The 14,670-nt window shown below is 66.8% G+C and carries 19 protein-coding genes; 16 read left to right on the top strand and 3 right to left on the bottom strand.

Translation table 11 applies throughout. From position 1 onward, the window contains the following. Nucleotides 1-122: 122 nt before the first annotated feature. The 5 genes from ffh to rplS all read left to right on the top strand — a co-directional run bounded on the left by ffh (nt 123) and on the right by rplS (nt 4,481). Nucleotides 123-1,670 carry a signal recognition particle protein gene (ffh, locus tag MWN34_RS16160; RefSeq protein ID WP_247030345.1) on the top strand — a complete coding sequence of 516 codons (1,548 nt, stop codon included), beginning with the start codon at nt 123-125 and terminating at the stop codon, nt 1,668-1,670. 160 nt (nt 1,671-1,830) lie between these two features. Beyond that, the gene (gene rpsP / locus MWN34_RS16155) at nt 1,831-2,196 is read left to right on the top strand and encodes a 30S ribosomal protein S16 (protein WP_247030344.1); all 366 of its coding nucleotides are present in this window, start codon (nt 1,831-1,833) and stop codon (nt 2,194-2,196) included. Between the two features lie 288 nt (nt 2,197-2,484). Beyond that, nucleotides 2,485-3,072 (top strand): ribosome maturation factor RimM, encoded by a 588-nt coding sequence (rimM, locus tag MWN34_RS16150; RefSeq protein WP_247030343.1) that lies wholly within the window; start codon nt 2,485-2,487, stop codon nt 3,070-3,072. 20 nt (nt 3,073-3,092) lie between these two features. After that, nucleotides 3,093-3,893 carry a tRNA (guanosine(37)-N1)-methyltransferase TrmD gene (gene trmD, locus MWN34_RS16145; protein WP_343311940.1) on the top strand — a complete coding sequence of 267 codons (801 nt, stop codon included), beginning with the start codon at nt 3,093-3,095 and terminating at the stop codon, nt 3,891-3,893. 186 nt (nt 3,894-4,079) lie between these two features. Beyond that, nucleotides 4,080-4,481 (top strand): 50S ribosomal protein L19, encoded by a 402-nt coding sequence (gene rplS / locus MWN34_RS16140; protein WP_247030342.1) that lies wholly within the window; start codon nt 4,080-4,082, stop codon nt 4,479-4,481. A gap of 89 nt (nt 4,482-4,570) precedes the next feature. Here rplS and MWN34_RS16135 read toward each other — a convergent pair whose 3' ends face one another. Then, complete coding sequence (locus MWN34_RS16135; protein WP_247030341.1) at nt 4,571-4,825, bottom strand: hypothetical protein; 255 nt, start codon at nt 4,823-4,825, stop codon at nt 4,571-4,573. 341 nt (nt 4,826-5,166) lie between these two features. Here MWN34_RS16135 and MWN34_RS16130 point away from each other — a divergent pair, with 341 nt between their 5' ends. Together MWN34_RS16130 and leuC are read left to right on the top strand one after the other, a co-directional pair. Next, nucleotides 5,167-5,340 carry a hypothetical protein gene (locus MWN34_RS16130; RefSeq protein WP_247030340.1) on the top strand — a complete coding sequence of 58 codons (174 nt, stop codon included), beginning with the start codon at nt 5,167-5,169 and terminating at the stop codon, nt 5,338-5,340. 133 nt (nt 5,341-5,473) lie between these two features. Then, nucleotides 5,474-6,895: a 3-isopropylmalate dehydratase large subunit gene (gene leuC / locus MWN34_RS16125; protein WP_247030339.1), complete on the top strand. Its 1,422-nt coding sequence runs from the start codon at nt 5,474-5,476 to the stop codon at nt 6,893-6,895. 50 nt (nt 6,896-6,945) lie between these two features. On the opposite strand, the gene MWN34_RS16120 is transcribed toward leuC, so the two are convergent. After that, nucleotides 6,946-7,410: a hypothetical protein gene (locus tag MWN34_RS16120; protein ID WP_247030338.1), complete on the bottom strand. Its 465-nt coding sequence runs from the start codon at nt 7,408-7,410 to the stop codon at nt 6,946-6,948. A gap of 288 nt (nt 7,411-7,698) precedes the next feature. Between MWN34_RS16120 and MWN34_RS19650 the strand changes: the two genes are divergently transcribed. From MWN34_RS19650 to leuB, 9 genes are all read left to right on the top strand, one after another. Continuing rightward, entirely contained in the window at nt 7,699-7,833 is a 135-nt protein-coding gene (locus MWN34_RS19650) for a hypothetical protein (RefSeq protein WP_281503054.1), read from the top strand. 8 nt (nt 7,834-7,841) lie between these two features. Then, a complete protein-coding gene (locus MWN34_RS16115; RefSeq protein WP_247030337.1) occupies nt 7,842-8,273 on the top strand; it encodes a metallopeptidase family protein in 432 nt (143 codons plus the stop codon). Between the two features lie 100 nt (nt 8,274-8,373). Then, the gene (leuD, locus tag MWN34_RS16110) at nt 8,374-8,979 is read left to right on the top strand and encodes a 3-isopropylmalate dehydratase small subunit (RefSeq protein WP_247030336.1); all 606 of its coding nucleotides are present in this window, start codon (nt 8,374-8,376) and stop codon (nt 8,977-8,979) included. Nucleotides 8,980-9,069: 90 nt separating this feature from the next. After that, a complete protein-coding gene (locus MWN34_RS16105) occupies nt 9,070-9,456 on the top strand; it encodes a RidA family protein (RefSeq protein ID WP_247030335.1) in 387 nt (128 codons plus the stop codon). Nucleotides 9,457-9,571: 115 nt separating this feature from the next. Then, nucleotides 9,572-9,919 carry a ribbon-helix-helix domain-containing protein gene (locus MWN34_RS16100; protein ID WP_247030334.1) on the top strand — a complete coding sequence of 116 codons (348 nt, stop codon included), beginning with the start codon at nt 9,572-9,574 and terminating at the stop codon, nt 9,917-9,919. Nucleotides 9,920-10,076: 157 nt separating this feature from the next. Next, nucleotides 10,077-10,472, top strand: coding sequence for a VOC family protein (locus MWN34_RS16095; protein ID WP_247030333.1), 396 nt, complete (start codon nt 10,077-10,079; stop codon nt 10,470-10,472). Nucleotides 10,473-10,542: 70 nt separating this feature from the next. After that, nucleotides 10,543-11,100 (top strand): gluconate 2-dehydrogenase subunit 3 family protein, encoded by a 558-nt coding sequence (locus tag MWN34_RS16090; RefSeq protein ID WP_247030332.1) that lies wholly within the window; start codon nt 10,543-10,545, stop codon nt 11,098-11,100. 11 nt (nt 11,101-11,111) lie between these two features. Continuing rightward, entirely contained in the window at nt 11,112-12,683 is a 1,572-nt protein-coding gene (locus MWN34_RS16085) for a GMC family oxidoreductase (protein WP_247030331.1), read from the top strand. Nucleotides 12,684-13,053: 370 nt separating this feature from the next. Next, nucleotides 13,054-14,166: a 3-isopropylmalate dehydrogenase gene (leuB, locus tag MWN34_RS16080; RefSeq protein ID WP_247030330.1), complete on the top strand. Its 1,113-nt coding sequence runs from the start codon at nt 13,054-13,056 to the stop codon at nt 14,164-14,166. Between the two features lie 143 nt (nt 14,167-14,309). Here leuB and MWN34_RS16075 read toward each other — a convergent pair whose 3' ends face one another. Then, the gene (locus MWN34_RS16075) at nt 14,310-14,600 is read right to left on the bottom strand and encodes a hypothetical protein (protein WP_247030329.1); all 291 of its coding nucleotides are present in this window, start codon (nt 14,598-14,600) and stop codon (nt 14,310-14,312) included. Nucleotides 14,601-14,670 lie beyond the last annotated feature (70 nt).

Genomic DNA, 14,670 nt, shown 5'->3' with positions numbered 1-14,670 from the left:
TCTCCGCGAGCCGTCCCGCCGCCCGGTCCCTGAGGCCGGAGGTCCACGCCCGACAGCGCTGTGCGCCCTCGGGCGCGTTCGGCATTGCGCAGATCAGCGGGCAGATGGAGCTGAGCGAACGCATGTTCGATTCACTGAGCGACCGCCTTGGCGGCATACTCGACCGGCTGAAGAAGCGCGGCGCCCTCACCGAGGCCGACGTGAACGAAGCCATGCGCGAGGTGCGTCGCGCGCTTATCGAGGCCGACGTCGCGCTCGACGTGGTGCGTTCCTTCACCGACCGGGTGCGCAGCCGCGCAGTCGGCGCCGAAGTCGTGAAGTCCGTCACGCCCGGCCAGATGGTGGTGAAGATCGTCAATGACGAACTCGTCGCCATGCTCGGCTCCGACGCCAAGCCGATCGACCTCGACGCCGCGCCGCCGGTGCCGGTTCTGATGGTCGGCCTGCAAGGCTCGGGCAAGACCACCTCCACCGCCAAGATCGCCAAGCGCCTGACCGAGCGGGGCAACCGCAAGGTGCTGATGGCTTCCCTCGACACCCGCCGCCCGGCGGCGATGGAGCAGCTGGCCACCCTCGGCAGGCAGGTCGGCGTCGAGACGCTGCCGATCGTCGCCGGCCAGTCGGCGGTGCAGATCGCCCGCCGCGCCATGGATGCCGGCCGGCTCGGCGGCTTCGACGTGGTGATGCTCGACACCGCCGGCCGCGTCACGCTCGACGAGGCGCTGATGGCGGAGGTCGCCGAGGTGAAGGCGATCACCCGTCCCCATGAGGTGCTGCTCGTCGCCGACAGCCTCACCGGCCAGGACGCGGTGAACACCGCCAAGGCGTTCGACGAGCGCGTCGGCCTCACCGGCATCGTGCTGACCCGCGCCGATGGCGATGGGCGCGGCGGCGCCGCTCTTTCCATGCGGGCCGTCACCGGCAAGCCGATCAAGCTGCTCGGCACCGGTGAGAAGATGGACGCGCTGGAGGATTTCGATCCCCGCCGCGTCGCCGGTCGCATCCTCGGCATGGGCGATGTGGTCTCGCTGGTCGAGAAGGCGGTCGAGAACATCGACGCCGAGAAGGCGATGGCCGCCGCCGAGCGGATGCGCAAGGGCCAGTTCGACCTCGACGACCTGCGCATGCAGCTCGAGCAGATGGAGAAGCTCGGCGGCCTCGGCGGGCTGATGGGCATGCTGCCCGGCGTCGGCAAGATGAAGAACCAGATGGCCGCCGCCGGCGTCGACGACCGCATGGTGAAGCGCCAGAAGGCGATCATCGATTCGATGACGCGCAAGGAGCGCCGCAATCCGAAGCTGCTCGACGGCTCGCGGCGCAAGCGCATCGCGGCCGGCTCCGGCACCAAGGTCGAGGACGTCAACCGCCTGATGAAGATGCATCGGCAGATGGCGGACATGATGAAGATGATGGGCGGCGCCGGTGCCAAGCGCGGCCCGATGGCGGGCCTCGCCTCGATGTTCGGCCTCGGCGGCGGCGGTGCCCCGCCCATGCCGAGCCCGGAGCAGCTCAAGCAGCTCGCCGACAAGATGCCCGGCGGCCTCGGCGGAATGCCGGGCGGCCTTCCCTCCAAATTCCCCGGCAACCTGCCCGGCCTTCCCGGCCTCGGCAGCAAGCCGGGCGGCCTGCCGGGGCTTCCCGGCTTCGGCAAGCCGGACAAGAAGAAGTGACGTAACCACTCCATCCCGTCATCCCGGGACGGCGCCGCAGGCGGCGATCCGGGATCGTCCGCCGCGCATGCGGCCTGCGATCCCGGATCTCCGTTCGCTTCGCCTCTTCGCCCGGGACGGCAAACGAACCGACCCAAGACTTACCTGAAGGAAGAAAACCATGTCCCTCAAGATCCGTCTCGCCCGTGGCGGCGCCAAGAAGCGTCCCTATTACCGCATCGTCGTCGCCGACTCGCGCTCCCCGCGCGATGGCCGCTTCATCGACAAGATCGGCACCTTCGATCCGCTGAAGCCCAAGGACGCGGCCGATCGCTTCATCCTCGACACCGAGAAGGCCAAGGCTTGGCTCGCCAAGGGCGCCCAGCCGACCGACCGCGTCGCCCGCTTCCTCGACAGCCTCGACCTGGTGAAGCGCGCCGCGCGCAACAACCCGAACAAGGCCGTTCCCGGCAAGAAGGCCCAGGAGCGCGCCGCCGAGGCCGCCAAGGCTGCCGAAGCCGCCGCCGCTGCCGCGACCACCGAGTGATCGGCACCTCGTGATCGGCTCCCGCGGGCTGGCTCAACGGCCGGTCCGCGGCGGCTTTACTTCCGGCCCGCTCTTCCCCGCCTTCCAGCGCGGTTTTGGAGGCATGCTGGAGGATGAACTCTCGACCTCTCCCTTACCAAGGGAGCGCTCCATTCCTTTTATGCGCGTGAGGCTTCCATCTGGCCGGTTCGACCGGCGTTCCCGCCTTGCGGCGGCCCCGGACGGAATGCTTCCATATGGCTCCCGTCGCTTCGGCGGCGCACGCCTGCCGCACGAGGCCGCCTGCTCATGTCGACCGACCGCATCCTTCTCGCCCGCATCGGCGCGCCGCATGGCGTGCGGGGCGAGGTGCGCCTGTTCGTCTTCGCCGAGGATCCCGAGAGCCTGCTCCACTACAGGCTGACCGACGAGGCCGGACGCAAGACGGTCCGCATCACGGCGCTGCGCGCCGCCAAGGATCATTTCGTCGCCCGGCTGGACGGGGTCTCGACCCGCGAGGCAGCCGAGGCGCTGACCAATCTCGGCCTCCACGTCACGCGCGACCAGCTTCCGCCGACCGAGGACGAGGACGATTTCTACCACGCCGACCTGATCGGCCTGTCGGCCTTCACACCGGAGGGGGCTCCCTTCGGCACGGTGGTGGGCCTTTATGATTTCGGCGCCGGCGACATTCTCGAGATCGCCCCGGAAGCCGGCGGCGAAGGGCGCGGAAAGACCGTGATGGTGCCTTTCACCAAGGCCGCGGTGCCCGTGATCGACGTGAAGGGCCGCCGCCTCGTTGTGGATGTTGCGGCGTGGGTCGCCGAGGATAAGCCCGAGGACGGCGAGGACGCCGATTCCGACGCGAAGCCGGATTCCGTAGGCCCGAAGGACTAGCCGTCATGGAGCCCGCAGGCGTGGAACCTGCTGCAACGGAATCGGCCGCCTCGTGGCGGGCGTCCATTGTCACCATCTTCCCCGACATGTTTCCGGGTCCGCTCGGCCTCTCGCTCGCCGGCCGTGCGCTCGGCGCGGGAAGCTGGGGGATCGAGACCGTCGATCCGCGCGACCACGCGAGCGACCGTCACCGCTCGGTGGACGACACCCCCGCCGGCGGGGGGCCGGGCATGGTGATGCGTGTCGATGTGCTGGCGCGCGCGGTGGATGCCGCCGCGCCTGACGGGGATGCTCGCCCGCGCCTTCTGATGACGCCGCGCGGCCGCCCGCTGACACAGGCGAGGGTGCGCGAACTGGCGGCGGGGCCGGGCGTCGTCATCGTCTGCGGCCGGTTCGAGGGCGTCGACGAGCGGCTCGTCGCGGCGCGCGGGCTGGAGGAGGTGAGCATCGCCGATGTGGTGCTCTCCGGCGGCGAGATCGGCGCGCTGCTGCTGCTGGATGCCTGCGTCCGCCTGCTGCCCGGCGTGATGGGGGACCCGGAATCCGGCACGGAGGAGAGCTTCTCGGCCGGCCTGCTGGAATATCCGCAATATACCCGCCCGGCGATCTTCGAGGGCCGGGAGGTTCCCGCCGTGCTGGCCTCCGGCGACCACGGCAAGGTGGCGGCGTGGCGCCGGGCGGAGGCCGAGGCCGCCACCCGAGAGCGCCGGCCGGACCTGTGGCAGCCCTATGAGGCAGCGCAGGAGGCCCAGCGCGCGGCAGCAAGGGCGGCGAAGATGGCAGCGAAGGCCGCGCGTCGGGCCAGCCGGATCGAACCCTGAGACGGATCGAGGTTTCCCGCGCATGGCGGTTCTGCGCATGGCGGTTCTGCGCATGACGGTTCTGCGACCGAAAGGGCATGACAAACGACTCCGCATCGCGTATAGGGCGCGCCATTACAGTTCCACCAACTGACAACAGCAAAATGCGGACGGCGGTTTTTGCCGTGCGTTCGCCGAGGTGATCCCATGGTCGATATCATTCAGCAGCTCGACAACGAGCAGGTCGAAAAGCTCTCCGGCGGCAAGCAGATCCCGGACTTCCAGCCCGGCGATACCGTGATCGTGAACGTTCGCGTGAAGGAAGGCGAGCGTTCGCGCGTTCAGGCCTATGAGGGCGTCGTGATCGCCCGCTCCGGCGGCGGCATCAACGAGAACTTCACCGTTCGCAAGATTTCCTATGGCGAGGGTGTCGAGCGCGTGTTCCCGCTCTACTCGCCGAACATCGACAGCCTGAAGGTCGTCCGTCGCGGCAAGGTGCGTCGCGCCAAGCTCTATTACCTGCGCGACCGTCGCGGCAAGGCCGCCCGTATCGCCGAGCGTCAGGAGAAGCCCGGCGCGAAGAAGGGCGCTCCCGTCGCGGCCGAGTGATCCTGTCTGCCGCTTCGGGCGGAACATTTTCGAAAGCCGGGGCAGCGCCCCGGCTTTTTTGTTGCCTGCGCAAAACCCTTGCGGCCGGATCAGCAATCCTTGATGTGCCGCACCCTGGTTTGTGTCTGCTGCTCCACGATGAGCATGCCGTCGCCCAGCACGGCCGCCTGCATGACGGTGGCGAAGTCCGGATGGCGCAGGGGGCAGGTGATCATCGGCATCGAAGCGGAAGCGTCGGCGAGGCGTTCCGTCGCCGCGAGATGGGCGGTCAGGTCGGTGCGGTTGTGATGCTCATAGAGAAAGAGCGTCGCAAGCAGCGCGGTTGCCAAAGCCATGTCGCTCATTCGCATCGCCATCTCCGCAGGCACTGCCCCAGGCATGATGAAACACCGTACAAATCATCCCACAGCACTCCTGTGCATCCTACCGTCATTCCTTTAGGTCATCTGCGACAAAAAGGGCCTGTTTGTCTGAAATACATTATTATAGATCCCTTTTTGACGATGAACCTACCCTCTCGCATAGTGCGGCAGCAGGGGCAGGGCAGGTTCCGCCGATTGGCGCCCTTGATGAAACAACCCGCCATGTTCAGATATGCCGGGGTTGCACGGCGCGCGGGCCTGCCCGGCTGGCCAGCGACGTCGTGCGGATTGTTTTAGCCGGCAGGACTTGGTAGAACCGTTCCATGATGAGGCTCGGCACCATCGACGACATGAAGCGGGCGTGCGCTGGCGCACGGCCGGAGGTGCGTCGTCGCCTGCCGACCACGATCGGCTTTGCCGCCGTGCCCGATCATGTACGCATGCCGGCGCGCTTCTTCGGCCGTTTCACCGCCTGCGCGGTCGCGGGCCTTCGCTGAGCGTCGCCCGGAGCGGTCTCGCTCCCGGCGGCGCGCCGTCGCCTCCGCTGGTCGAGGCCAGGCACCGCCCAGGGGTTCACGCACCCCCGCATCACAAGACCGTTCCTGCATTTCCGCGATCGAGACGCCCGACATGAGCACGTCCGCTCCCCGTACCCTGTACGACAAGATTTTCGACGACCACATCATCGACCGTCAGCCCGACGGCACCTGCCTGCTCTATATCGACCGCCATCTGGTCCATGAGGTCACCAGCCCGCAGGCCTTCGAGGGGCTGCGCGTCGCCGGCCGCAAGGTCCATGCGCCGACCAAGACGCTGGCGGTGGTCGACCACAACGTCCCGACGTCCGACCGCCGTTTCGGCATCGACGATCCCGAGAGCCGCACCCAGGTCGAGACGCTGGCCGAAAACGCCCGCGACTTCGGCATCGAGTATTTCAACGAGCTCGACAAGCGACAGGGCATCGTCCACGTGATCGGGCCGGAGCAGGGCTTCACTCTGCCGGGCACCACCATCGTGTGCGGCGACAGCCACACCTCGACGCATGGCGCCTTCGGTGCTCTGGCGCACGGCATCGGCACCTCGGAGGTGGAGCACGTGCTCGCCACCCAGACGCTGATCAGCAAGAAGAGCAAGAACATGCGGGTCATCGTCGACGGCAAGCTGCCGGCCGGCGTGACGGCGAAGGACGTGACGCTCGCCATCATCGGCACCACCGGCACCGCCGGTGGCACCGGCTACGTTATCGAATATGCCGGCGAGGTGTTCCGCAACCTCTCGATGGAAGGCCGCATGACGGTCTGCAACATGTCCATCGAGGGCGGCGCGCGCGCCGGCATGGTGGCCCCGGACGAGACCACCTTCGCCTATGTGAAGGACCGTCCGCGCGCGCCGAAGGGCGCGGCCTGGGATGCCGCGCTGCGCTATTGGGAGACGCTGCACACCGACGAAGATGCGTTCTTCGACCATATTGTCCGGCTCGACGGCGCCGCGCTGCCTCCGATCGTCTCCTGGGGCACCAGCCCGGAGGACGTGATCTCGGTGGAAGGCCTGGTGCCCGATCCCGACCTGATCGAGGACGAGGCCAAGCGCGAGGCAAAGAAGCGGGCGCTGGCTTATATGGGCCTGAAGGCCGGCACAAAGATCACCGACATCGCCATCGACAAGGTGTTCATCGGTTCCTGCACCAATGCCCGTATCGAGGACCTGCGCGCCGCGGCGGATGTCGTGCGCGGCCGTACCGTGCGCGAGGGCGTTTCCGGCATGATCGTGCCGGGCTCGGGGCTGGTGAAACTGCAAGCCGAGGCCGAGGGGCTGGACGCGATCTTCAAGGCCGCCGGCTTCGACTGGCGCGAGCCGGGCTGCTCCATGTGCCTTGCCATGAATGCGGACAAGCTCGGCCCGGAGGAGCGCTGCGCTTCGACCTCGAACCGCAATTTCGAGGGCCGGCAGGGCTTCAAGGGGCGCACCCATCTCGTCTCGCCGGCCATGGCGGCGGCGGCGGCGATCGCGGGGCGCTTCGTCGACATCCGGGAATGGCCGAAGGCGGCGTGATTAACCGTGTGAGCCCGACCTCGCGGTCGGGCTCACGGCGGGGCAGGGGGTTACCAGCAGCGATAGCGCTGCACGTAAACCCGATGCCCGTAGCGCCAGGTCGGCACCATCACATAGCCGCAGCTCGACCGGTAATAGGGTTGTGCGGCGATGGCGCCGAGAGCAAGGCCTGCGGCGAGACCGGTGCCGGCTCCATACCAGCCATAGTTGCGGCGCGGGCCCCAGCCATAGCCGTAACGCGGCGGGGGACCTCCACGCCAGCCGGGACCGCCCCCGTGCCAGCCGGGTCCACCGCTGTGCCAGCCGCCGCCGGGCGGCGGGCCACGCCGCCAGCCGGGGCCGCCCGGGCCCCAGTCGACCGGCGTTGCGGCCGGCATCGCGCCCGCGGCATTCTGGATCGCGGCGGGCTGCATGGGAGCGGCCTGAGCCGCGGGCACTGTGCCGAGAAGGGCGAGCACCATGGTCAGCGAGGCGCCGATCTTGAGAACAGGTCCGGTTTTGAGAGCAGTTGTCATGCCGAGCACTCCTCCAACGGTTTTGCCCCCCGTTTGGGACCGGACGGAACCCGTTTCCGGCCGGAGGGCGGCGTCGGCTGCGCCGTCTCAAGGGGAAACGCCCGGCTTTGCGGGACGGTTCCCTGGCAAGACGTATCAGCCCTTGCTGCGCACAGTTCACGCCTTTCGGGATGAACCGGCCTTGAGGGGCGGGTTCAGCGCGCGTTCAGCATGCGGGCAACCCTGGGGCGATGCCGTGTTTGCGCCATATTGGCGCCCGGCCGTCGCCGCCGGGCCGGGGAGGGCGGCATGACACCTCCCTTGGGCGAGGAGCCGTCGCCCGACGACTGGACCGTGATCTGGGGTCGGCGGATCGGGCGCAGCCTCGCCGTGATCGCCTGTATTGTCCTTGCCGCCAGCCTGATCGCCACCTTCTTGCGATGAACGGAACGATGACCGACGAGAGCGACGAGATCACTCGCCTGCGACGCCTCAAGGCACCGAGCCTTGCGGAGATGGAGGTCATGGCCGAGGCGGCCTTTGCCCGTCTGCCGCGGCGCTTTCGCGCGATGTGCGGCAATCTCGTGATCCGGGTGGAGGATTTCCCGGAGCCCGAGGTTCTGGACGAGATGGAAGCCGAGACGGAGTTCGACCTGCTCGGTCTATTCCGCGGCATCGGCCTGGCGCAGGGCGGCGATGCCGTGCCCTTCGCCATGCCGAACATGATTCACCTCTATCGCCGCCCGATCCTCGACTATTGGGCGGAGCACGACGAGATGCTGGGGCGCCTCGTCACCCATGTGCTGATCCACGAGATCGGCCACCATTTCGGCCTGTCCGACGACGACATGGAGCGCGTCGAGACGGAAGCCGGCGGAAACTGACGGCAGGGGCCGGGTGTGCGACTTTGCGCCCGGCGGAGCGAGCAACTACAACGAGCAACAGGGCAGGTCGCAGGGCCTGCCCGATCCGGGATCAGACACGATGGACAAGTTCACCACCCTCACCAGCGTCGCGGCGCCCCTGCATCTGGTCAATGTCGATACCGACATGATCATTCCGAAGCAGTACCTGAAGACGATCAAGCGCACCGGGCTCGGCAAGGGCCTGTTCTCGGAGCTGCGCTACAATGAGGACGGTTCGGATAATCCGGATTTCGTGCTGAACAAGCCGGCATATAAGGGGGCCTCGATCCTGGTTGCGGGCGACAATTTCGGCTGCGGCTCCTCGCGCGAGCACGCGCCGTGGGCGCTGCTGGATTTCGGCATACGCTGCGTGATCTCCACGTCCTTCGCCGACATCTTCTACAATAACTGCTTCAAGAACGGCATCCTGCCGATCAAGGTGACGCCGGAGCAGCTCAAGGCGCTGTTCGACGACGCCTCACGCGGCGCCAATGCGCGGGTGACGGTGGATCTGGAAAGCCAGACCATCACCGGGCCGGACGGCGGCTCCATCTCCTTCGACATCGACCCGCACCGCAAGCACTGCCTGCTGAACGGGCTGGACGATATCGGCCTCACACAGGTGAAGGCTTCCGAGATCGAGAGCTTCGAGAGCAAGCTCGCCACGGAGCGCCCGTGGGCCTGAGCCCACGGCAGTACACCTGCCGCCTGCCGCAGGTCGCGGGCGGCGGCGCTCTGCGCCTCTTCCACCCTCATAGTCCGGGGAGTGTTGGCCATGAGCCGGCGCCGTCTCATTTCCTCCGGCTCGCCCTTCGAGGCGGTAGCAGGCTATTCGCGCGCGGTGGTGGACGGCGACGATGTCTTTGTCTCCGGCACCACCGGCTACGACTATGAGGCGATGGACATGCCGGAAGGCGTGGAGGCGCAGACCCATGCCTGCTTCCGCAACATCGCCGATGCGCTAGCCGAGGCGGGATCGAGCCTCGGCGACGTGGTGCGGGTCCGCTACATCATCACTGACGTCGCCTATGCCGATGCGGTGTTCCCGATCTTCGGCACCTATTTCCGGGAGGTGCGTCCCGCCGCGACGCTGATCGTCGCCGGCCTGCTACGCCCGGAAATGAAGATCGAGATCGAGGTGACGGCGCGGCGGTCGCGCTGAAGGGCGCAAACAGGCCGAGAGGACGAGGGACCTCATTCTTTTTCCCGCTTTACAGCGCCGTTTTCCCGGAGTGGAATCGTTCGAAAGAAAAACGAGATCTCGGGAGACGCCCCTCATGTGCCACATCTTCGCGGGCCAAGCGCCCGAAACCTATGAAAGTCAGACCCGTTCCATCCGGATCGGCGGCCATTCCACCTCGATCCGACTGGAGGCGGCCTTCTGGTCGATCCTCGACGAGGTGGCCGCCCATCAGGGGATGAGCCTGGGCAAATTCATCACCACGCTCAATGACGAGGTCTTGAACCTGCATGGCGAAGTCCGCAACTTCGCTTCGCTGCTGCGCTGTTCCTGTCTCATCTATCTGGCCGAGGTGCGCGGTACGGCCCCTGCCGTGATCAGCCCGCGCGAGGCTGCCCGGCGGCTGTGTGATTCGCAGATGGTGCACCTGCCGGCGGCCGAATGAGACGGCGCCGGCCGTCCGCTTGTGGTGGTGCGGCCTTTCACCGCCGTGCTCCTGCGCCTTATCGGGCCTGTGCTAGCCGTCTACCACCACGCCTTTTGCCGCGCGCCTAGCATCCTCTTCATGACGATGATGTCGTCACGGACAAGGGAGGGACGGTTTGGCCAAGGCCATTCACTCAATGATTCGCGTTCTCGACGAGGCGCGCTCGGTCGATTTCTACGAGAAGGCGTTCGGCCTCGCGATCGCCGACCGGTTCGGCTTCGACGGCTTCACGCTGGTCTATCTGCGCAATGCGGAAGCCGATTTCGAAGTCGAGCTCACCATCAATCACGACCGCACCGAACCTTATGCGCTGGGCGATGGCTACGGCCACATCGCCTTCGCGGTCGATGATCTCGACGCCGAACATACGCGCTTCACGTCACTCGGGCTCAACCCCAATCCGGTGAAAGAGTTTTTCCGCGACGGCGCGCTTCTGGCCAAGTTCTTCTTCGTCGCCGATCCGGACGGATACAAGATCGAGGTGCTACAGAAGCACGGACGCTACCGCTGACGTCTTTAAGGCACGACCCCGGAAAACAAGGGGCGGCCAACGTTACATAAGAATATTCAGGAGGATGCCCATGACCACTTTGATCGACAGGCGGAGTCCGCCTCGACAATCACCCGGCGGCCCGTCGCGTCGCTCGCTTCTGGCCGGCATCGGGGCCGCTGGCGCGCTGATGATCGCTGGCGGTGCCATCATCAATCCCCGCGAGGCGTGGGGCCTCGAGGTCACGAATCTAAAGCCCGAGACGATGCGCACCCTCATCGTCATGGCGCGCGACATCTACCCCCACGACCGGCTCGCCGACCAGTTCTATGCGGTGGCGATGAAGCCCTACGAGACCGGTTCAACCGACCCGGCGCTGAAGCAGCTCGTCGAGGGCGGCGTGGCGGCGCTCGACACCATCGCGCAGGGCGAGCATGGCGTGCCCTATGCGCAGGTCGGCTGGGAAGACCAGCGGGTCGCGATCCTGCACAAGATGGAGCACACCGCTTTCTTCGAGAAGGTGCGCTCCGGCCTCGTGGTGGGGCTCTACAACCAGGAGGAGGTATGGCCGATCTTCGGCTATGAGGGCTCCTCGGCCGACAAGGGCGGTTACATCAACCGCGGCTTCAACGATCTCGCCTGGCTCTGAGGGAGGGAAAGATGGGAGCGCCTTTCGACCTGAATGACGATTCGGTGGTGGTCATCGTCGGCTCGGGCGCCGGCGGCGGCACGCTGGGCACCGAGCTGGCCCTCAAGGGCATCAAGGTTGTGATCCTGGAAGCCGGCCAGCGTCACAACATGGAAGACTTCATCAACAATGAATGGGACAGCTTCGCCCAGCTCGCCTGGAAGGACATGCGCACCACTTCGGGCTCGTGGCGGGTGCACAAGAACTTCCCGAACCTGCCGGCCTGGATCGTGAAGGCGGTGGGCGGGTCCTCGATCCACTGGGCCGGCGCCTCGCTGCGCTTCCAGGAGCATGAGTTCCGCACCCGCTCGACCTATGGCGACCTGCAGGGCGCCAACCTGCTCGACTGGCCGGTCACGCTCGCCGAGATGGAGCCGTGGTACGTCAAGGCCGAGGACAAGATGGGCGTGACCCGTACCAACGGGATCCCCGGACTGCCCGGCAACAACAACTTCAAGGTGTTCGAGGCGGGTGCCAAGAAGGTCGGCTACACCGAGGTTTCGACCGGCCACATGGCGATCAACAGCCAGCCCCGGCACGATCGCGGCTCGTGCCAGCAGATCGGCTTCTGCTTCCAGGGCTGCAAGTCGGGGGCGAAATGGTCGACGCTGATCGCGGAGATCCCGGTCGGCGAGGATACCGGCAATCTCGAAGTGCGGTCCGAATGCATGGTGCTGCAGATCGAGCACGATGCCTCGGGCAAGGTGACGGGCGTGGTCTATGCCGACAAGGACGGCAACCACCAGCGCCAGAAAGCCCGCATCGTCGCGGTGGCCGGCAACTCCATCGAGAGCCCGCGCCTGCTGCTGAACTCGGCATCCAGCATGTTCCCCGACGGTCTGGCCAACTCCTCCGGTCAGGTCGGGCGCAATTATATGCGCCACATGACCGGCTCGGTGTACGGCATCTTCGAGAAGCCGGTGCACATGTATCGCGGCACGACCATGGCGGGCGTGGTGCGCGACGAGGCGCGGTTCGATACCAAGCGCGGCTTCGTCGGCGGCTACGAGATGGAAACGCTGTCGCTCGGCCTGCCCTTCATGGCCGCGTTCCTCGACCCCGGCGCCTGGGGACGTTCCTTCTCCACCGCCATGGACGGCTATGCCAACATGGCCGGCATGTGGCTGGTGGGCGAGGACATGCCGCAGGAAACCAACCGCATCACCCTCAATACCGATGTGAAGGACCAATACGGCCTGCCCGTCGCCAATGTGCATTTCGACGACCACCCCAACGACATCGCCATGCGCAACTATGCCTACCGGCAGGGTGCGGCGATGTATGAGGCGGTGGGGGCGACCCGCACCATGCCGACCCCGCCTTACCCCTCCACGCACAATCTCGGCTCCAACCGGATGAGCGAGAAGCCGCGGGACGGTGTGGTGAACAAGCATGGCCAGACCCACGACATCTCCAACCTGTTCGTTTCGGACGGCAGCCAGTTCACCACCGGCGGCGCGGAGAACCCGACGCTGACGATCGTGGCGCTGGCGATTCGGCAGGCGGAGTTCATCGCCGGGGAAATGTCGAAGAAAACCATCTGATCGCGGAACCGCACGGCGCCGGTCCGGCGCCGTGCATCCCGGTCGCGCGCCCGGCGACGGGTTGGCCTCGCCGCCGTCCTCCGGCCGGTCGGATTGTCTCCCGACCGATGGCCGTGCCTGCCGCCGGCTGCCTTCAGGCCTTTCGCGAAGGCTACCCCGACTCCGCGACCGGCCGGGCAGTCGGCGGCCTCTTCCGCCTCGACAGATCGCCTTCGGGACGAATGACCGGCCGCGTGCCTCCGATGGCCGTGTTTCCTGCAGCGTTTCCTGCAGCGTCGCTGCTTGCCAGCCGCCACGCCAGCGATTAGCACTCCCCGCGCCCGGATTTTGTCCACCCGCCTGTCTTGAAGGCGCATCGCGAGGAACGCACATGGCCACCCACAAGCTCCTGCTTCTGCCCGGCGACGGCATCGGCGTCGAAGTCATGGCCGAGGTGAAGCGCGTCATCGGCTGGCTGGAAAAGGTGGGCCTGGCGTCTTTCGCGATCGAGGAAGATCTCGTCGGCGGCTCGGCCTATGATTCCTGCGGCCAGCCCATCTCCGAGGGCGCGATGAAGCGGGCTTTCGAGGCCGACGCCATCCTGCTCGGCGCGGTGGGTGGTCCCAAATGGGCGGACGTGGCCTATGAGGCGCGCCCCGAGGCGGGCCTGCTGCGGCTGCGCAAGGATCTCGAGCTTTTCGCCAATCTGCGCCCGGCGATCTGCTACCCGGCGCTCGCTTCCGCCTCCAGCCTGAAGCCGGAGATCATCGAGGGTCTGGACCTCCTGATCGTGCGCGAGCTCACCGGCGGCGTCTATTTCGGCAAGCCGAAGGAGATCGTCGACATCGCCGACGGCCAGAAGCGGGCGATCGACACGCAGGTCTATGAATCCTACGAGATCGAGCGCATTGCCCGCGTCGCCTTCGAGATCGCGCGCACCCGCCGCAACAAGGTGGTGTCCTGCGAGAAGCACAATGTGATGAAGAGCGGCGTGCTCTGGAAGCAGGTGGTGAGCGAGGTCCACGCCGCGGACTATGCCGATGTCGGGTTGGAGCACCAGCTCGCCGATTCCTGCGGCATGCAGCTGGTGCGTGCGCCCAAGCAGTTCGACGTCATCGTGACCGACAATCTGTTCGGCGACATCCTCTCAGACGTGGCGGCGATGCTCACCGGTTCGCTCGGCATGCTACCCTCTGCCTCGCTGGGCGCGGTGGAGGAGATTTCCGGCAAGCGTCGCGCGCTCTATGAGCCGGTGCACGGCGCGGCGCCCGACATCGCCGGCAAGGGCGTTGCCAATCCGATCGCGATGATCGGCTCGCTGGCCATGGCGTTGCGCTATTCCTTCAACCTGTCCGAAGCGGCCGACCGCATCGAAGCGGCCATCGCCGGCACGCTGGCGGCAGGCTTCCGCACGGGCGACATCGCCGGCACCGGCGGTTCGACCGTGGTGGGCACTTCCGGGATGGGCGATGCGATGCTGGCGGAGCTGGACAAGGCGGCCTGAGGCGTTTGCTCCATTCGAGAACGGCCGGGCTCCGCGTGGGCCCGGCCGTTTTCGTTTCCGCTGCCTGATACAAGGGAAACGACAAAAAGCCGCGCGAGGGGAACCCGCGCGGCTCATGTCTCATGTCACGATGGAAGTCCCGTTCAGAAGCCCGGCAGTTCGTAGGCCTGCGGCAGCGGGAATCGGCTGCCGGTGATGCCACCGTCGCCGCCATAGGTCGGTACCCGCGGCGTGCTGGCGGTGACGTAATTGTTGTAGCGGCCGGTGCCCGGCCTGATGACGGTGCCGGGATCCAGGAAGGACCGTTCCGGCGCCTTGCGGATGATGATGCGGGTGGGGCTGTCCTGCGCCAGCGCCGGTGCCGCAATGAGACCCGACAGGAATACCGCCGAAACCGTGGCCGCAATGGCCGGTGCGAACCGGACGAAACGCATATCAACCTCCCGGCGGCCTGATGCCGCCACCGCGCGAACGCTTACGTTACCAAGAAGATGGCGGCAAGTT

Source organism: Ancylobacter crimeensis (genome assembly GCF_023016805.1).
GTDB classification, from domain to species: domain Bacteria; phylum Pseudomonadota; class Alphaproteobacteria; order Rhizobiales; family Xanthobacteraceae; genus Ancylobacter; species Ancylobacter crimeensis.
This window is presented reverse-complemented; position numbering and strand designations above follow the sequence as displayed.

Excerpts from the sequence above, each read along its gene's own strand:
- MWN34_RS16100 (WP_247030334.1), top strand. The coding sequence starts at position 9,572 with ATGTGCCACATCTTCGCGGGCCAAGCGCCCGAAACCTATGAAAGTCAG.
- ffh (WP_247030345.1), top strand. The coding sequence starts at position 123 with ATGTTCGATTCACTGAGCGACCGCCTTGGCGGCATACTCGACCGGCTG.
- leuD (WP_247030336.1), top strand. The coding sequence starts at position 8,374 with ATGGACAAGTTCACCACCCTCACCAGCGTCGCGGCGCCCCTGCATCTG.
- rplS (WP_247030342.1), top strand. The coding sequence starts at position 4,080 with ATGGTCGATATCATTCAGCAGCTCGACAACGAGCAGGTCGAAAAGCTC.
- MWN34_RS16085 (WP_247030331.1), top strand. The coding sequence starts at position 11,112 with ATGGGAGCGCCTTTCGACCTGAATGACGATTCGGTGGTGGTCATCGTC.
- leuC (WP_247030339.1), top strand. The coding sequence starts at position 5,474 with ATGAGCACGTCCGCTCCCCGTACCCTGTACGACAAGATTTTCGACGAC.
- rpsP (WP_247030344.1), top strand. The coding sequence starts at position 1,831 with ATGTCCCTCAAGATCCGTCTCGCCCGTGGCGGCGCCAAGAAGCGTCCC.
- MWN34_RS16135 (WP_247030341.1), bottom strand. The coding sequence starts at position 4,825 with ATGAGCGACATGGCTTTGGCAACCGCGCTGCTTGCGACGCTCTTTCTC.
- leuB (WP_247030330.1), top strand. The coding sequence starts at position 13,054 with ATGGCCACCCACAAGCTCCTGCTTCTGCCCGGCGACGGCATCGGCGTC.
- MWN34_RS16105 (WP_247030335.1), top strand. The coding sequence starts at position 9,070 with ATGAGCCGGCGCCGTCTCATTTCCTCCGGCTCGCCCTTCGAGGCGGTA.
- MWN34_RS16115 (WP_247030337.1), top strand. The coding sequence starts at position 7,842 with ATGACCGACGAGAGCGACGAGATCACTCGCCTGCGACGCCTCAAGGCA.
- rimM (WP_247030343.1), top strand. The coding sequence starts at position 2,485 with ATGTCGACCGACCGCATCCTTCTCGCCCGCATCGGCGCGCCGCATGGC.
- MWN34_RS16120 (WP_247030338.1), bottom strand. The coding sequence starts at position 7,410 with ATGACAACTGCTCTCAAAACCGGACCTGTTCTCAAGATCGGCGCCTCG.
- MWN34_RS16090 (WP_247030332.1), top strand. The coding sequence starts at position 10,543 with ATGACCACTTTGATCGACAGGCGGAGTCCGCCTCGACAATCACCCGGC.
- MWN34_RS16130 (WP_247030340.1), top strand. The coding sequence starts at position 5,167 with ATGATGAGGCTCGGCACCATCGACGACATGAAGCGGGCGTGCGCTGGC.
- MWN34_RS16075 (WP_247030329.1), bottom strand. The coding sequence starts at position 14,600 with ATGCGTTTCGTCCGGTTCGCACCGGCCATTGCGGCCACGGTTTCGGCG.
- MWN34_RS19650 (WP_281503054.1), top strand. The coding sequence starts at position 7,699 with ATGACACCTCCCTTGGGCGAGGAGCCGTCGCCCGACGACTGGACCGTG.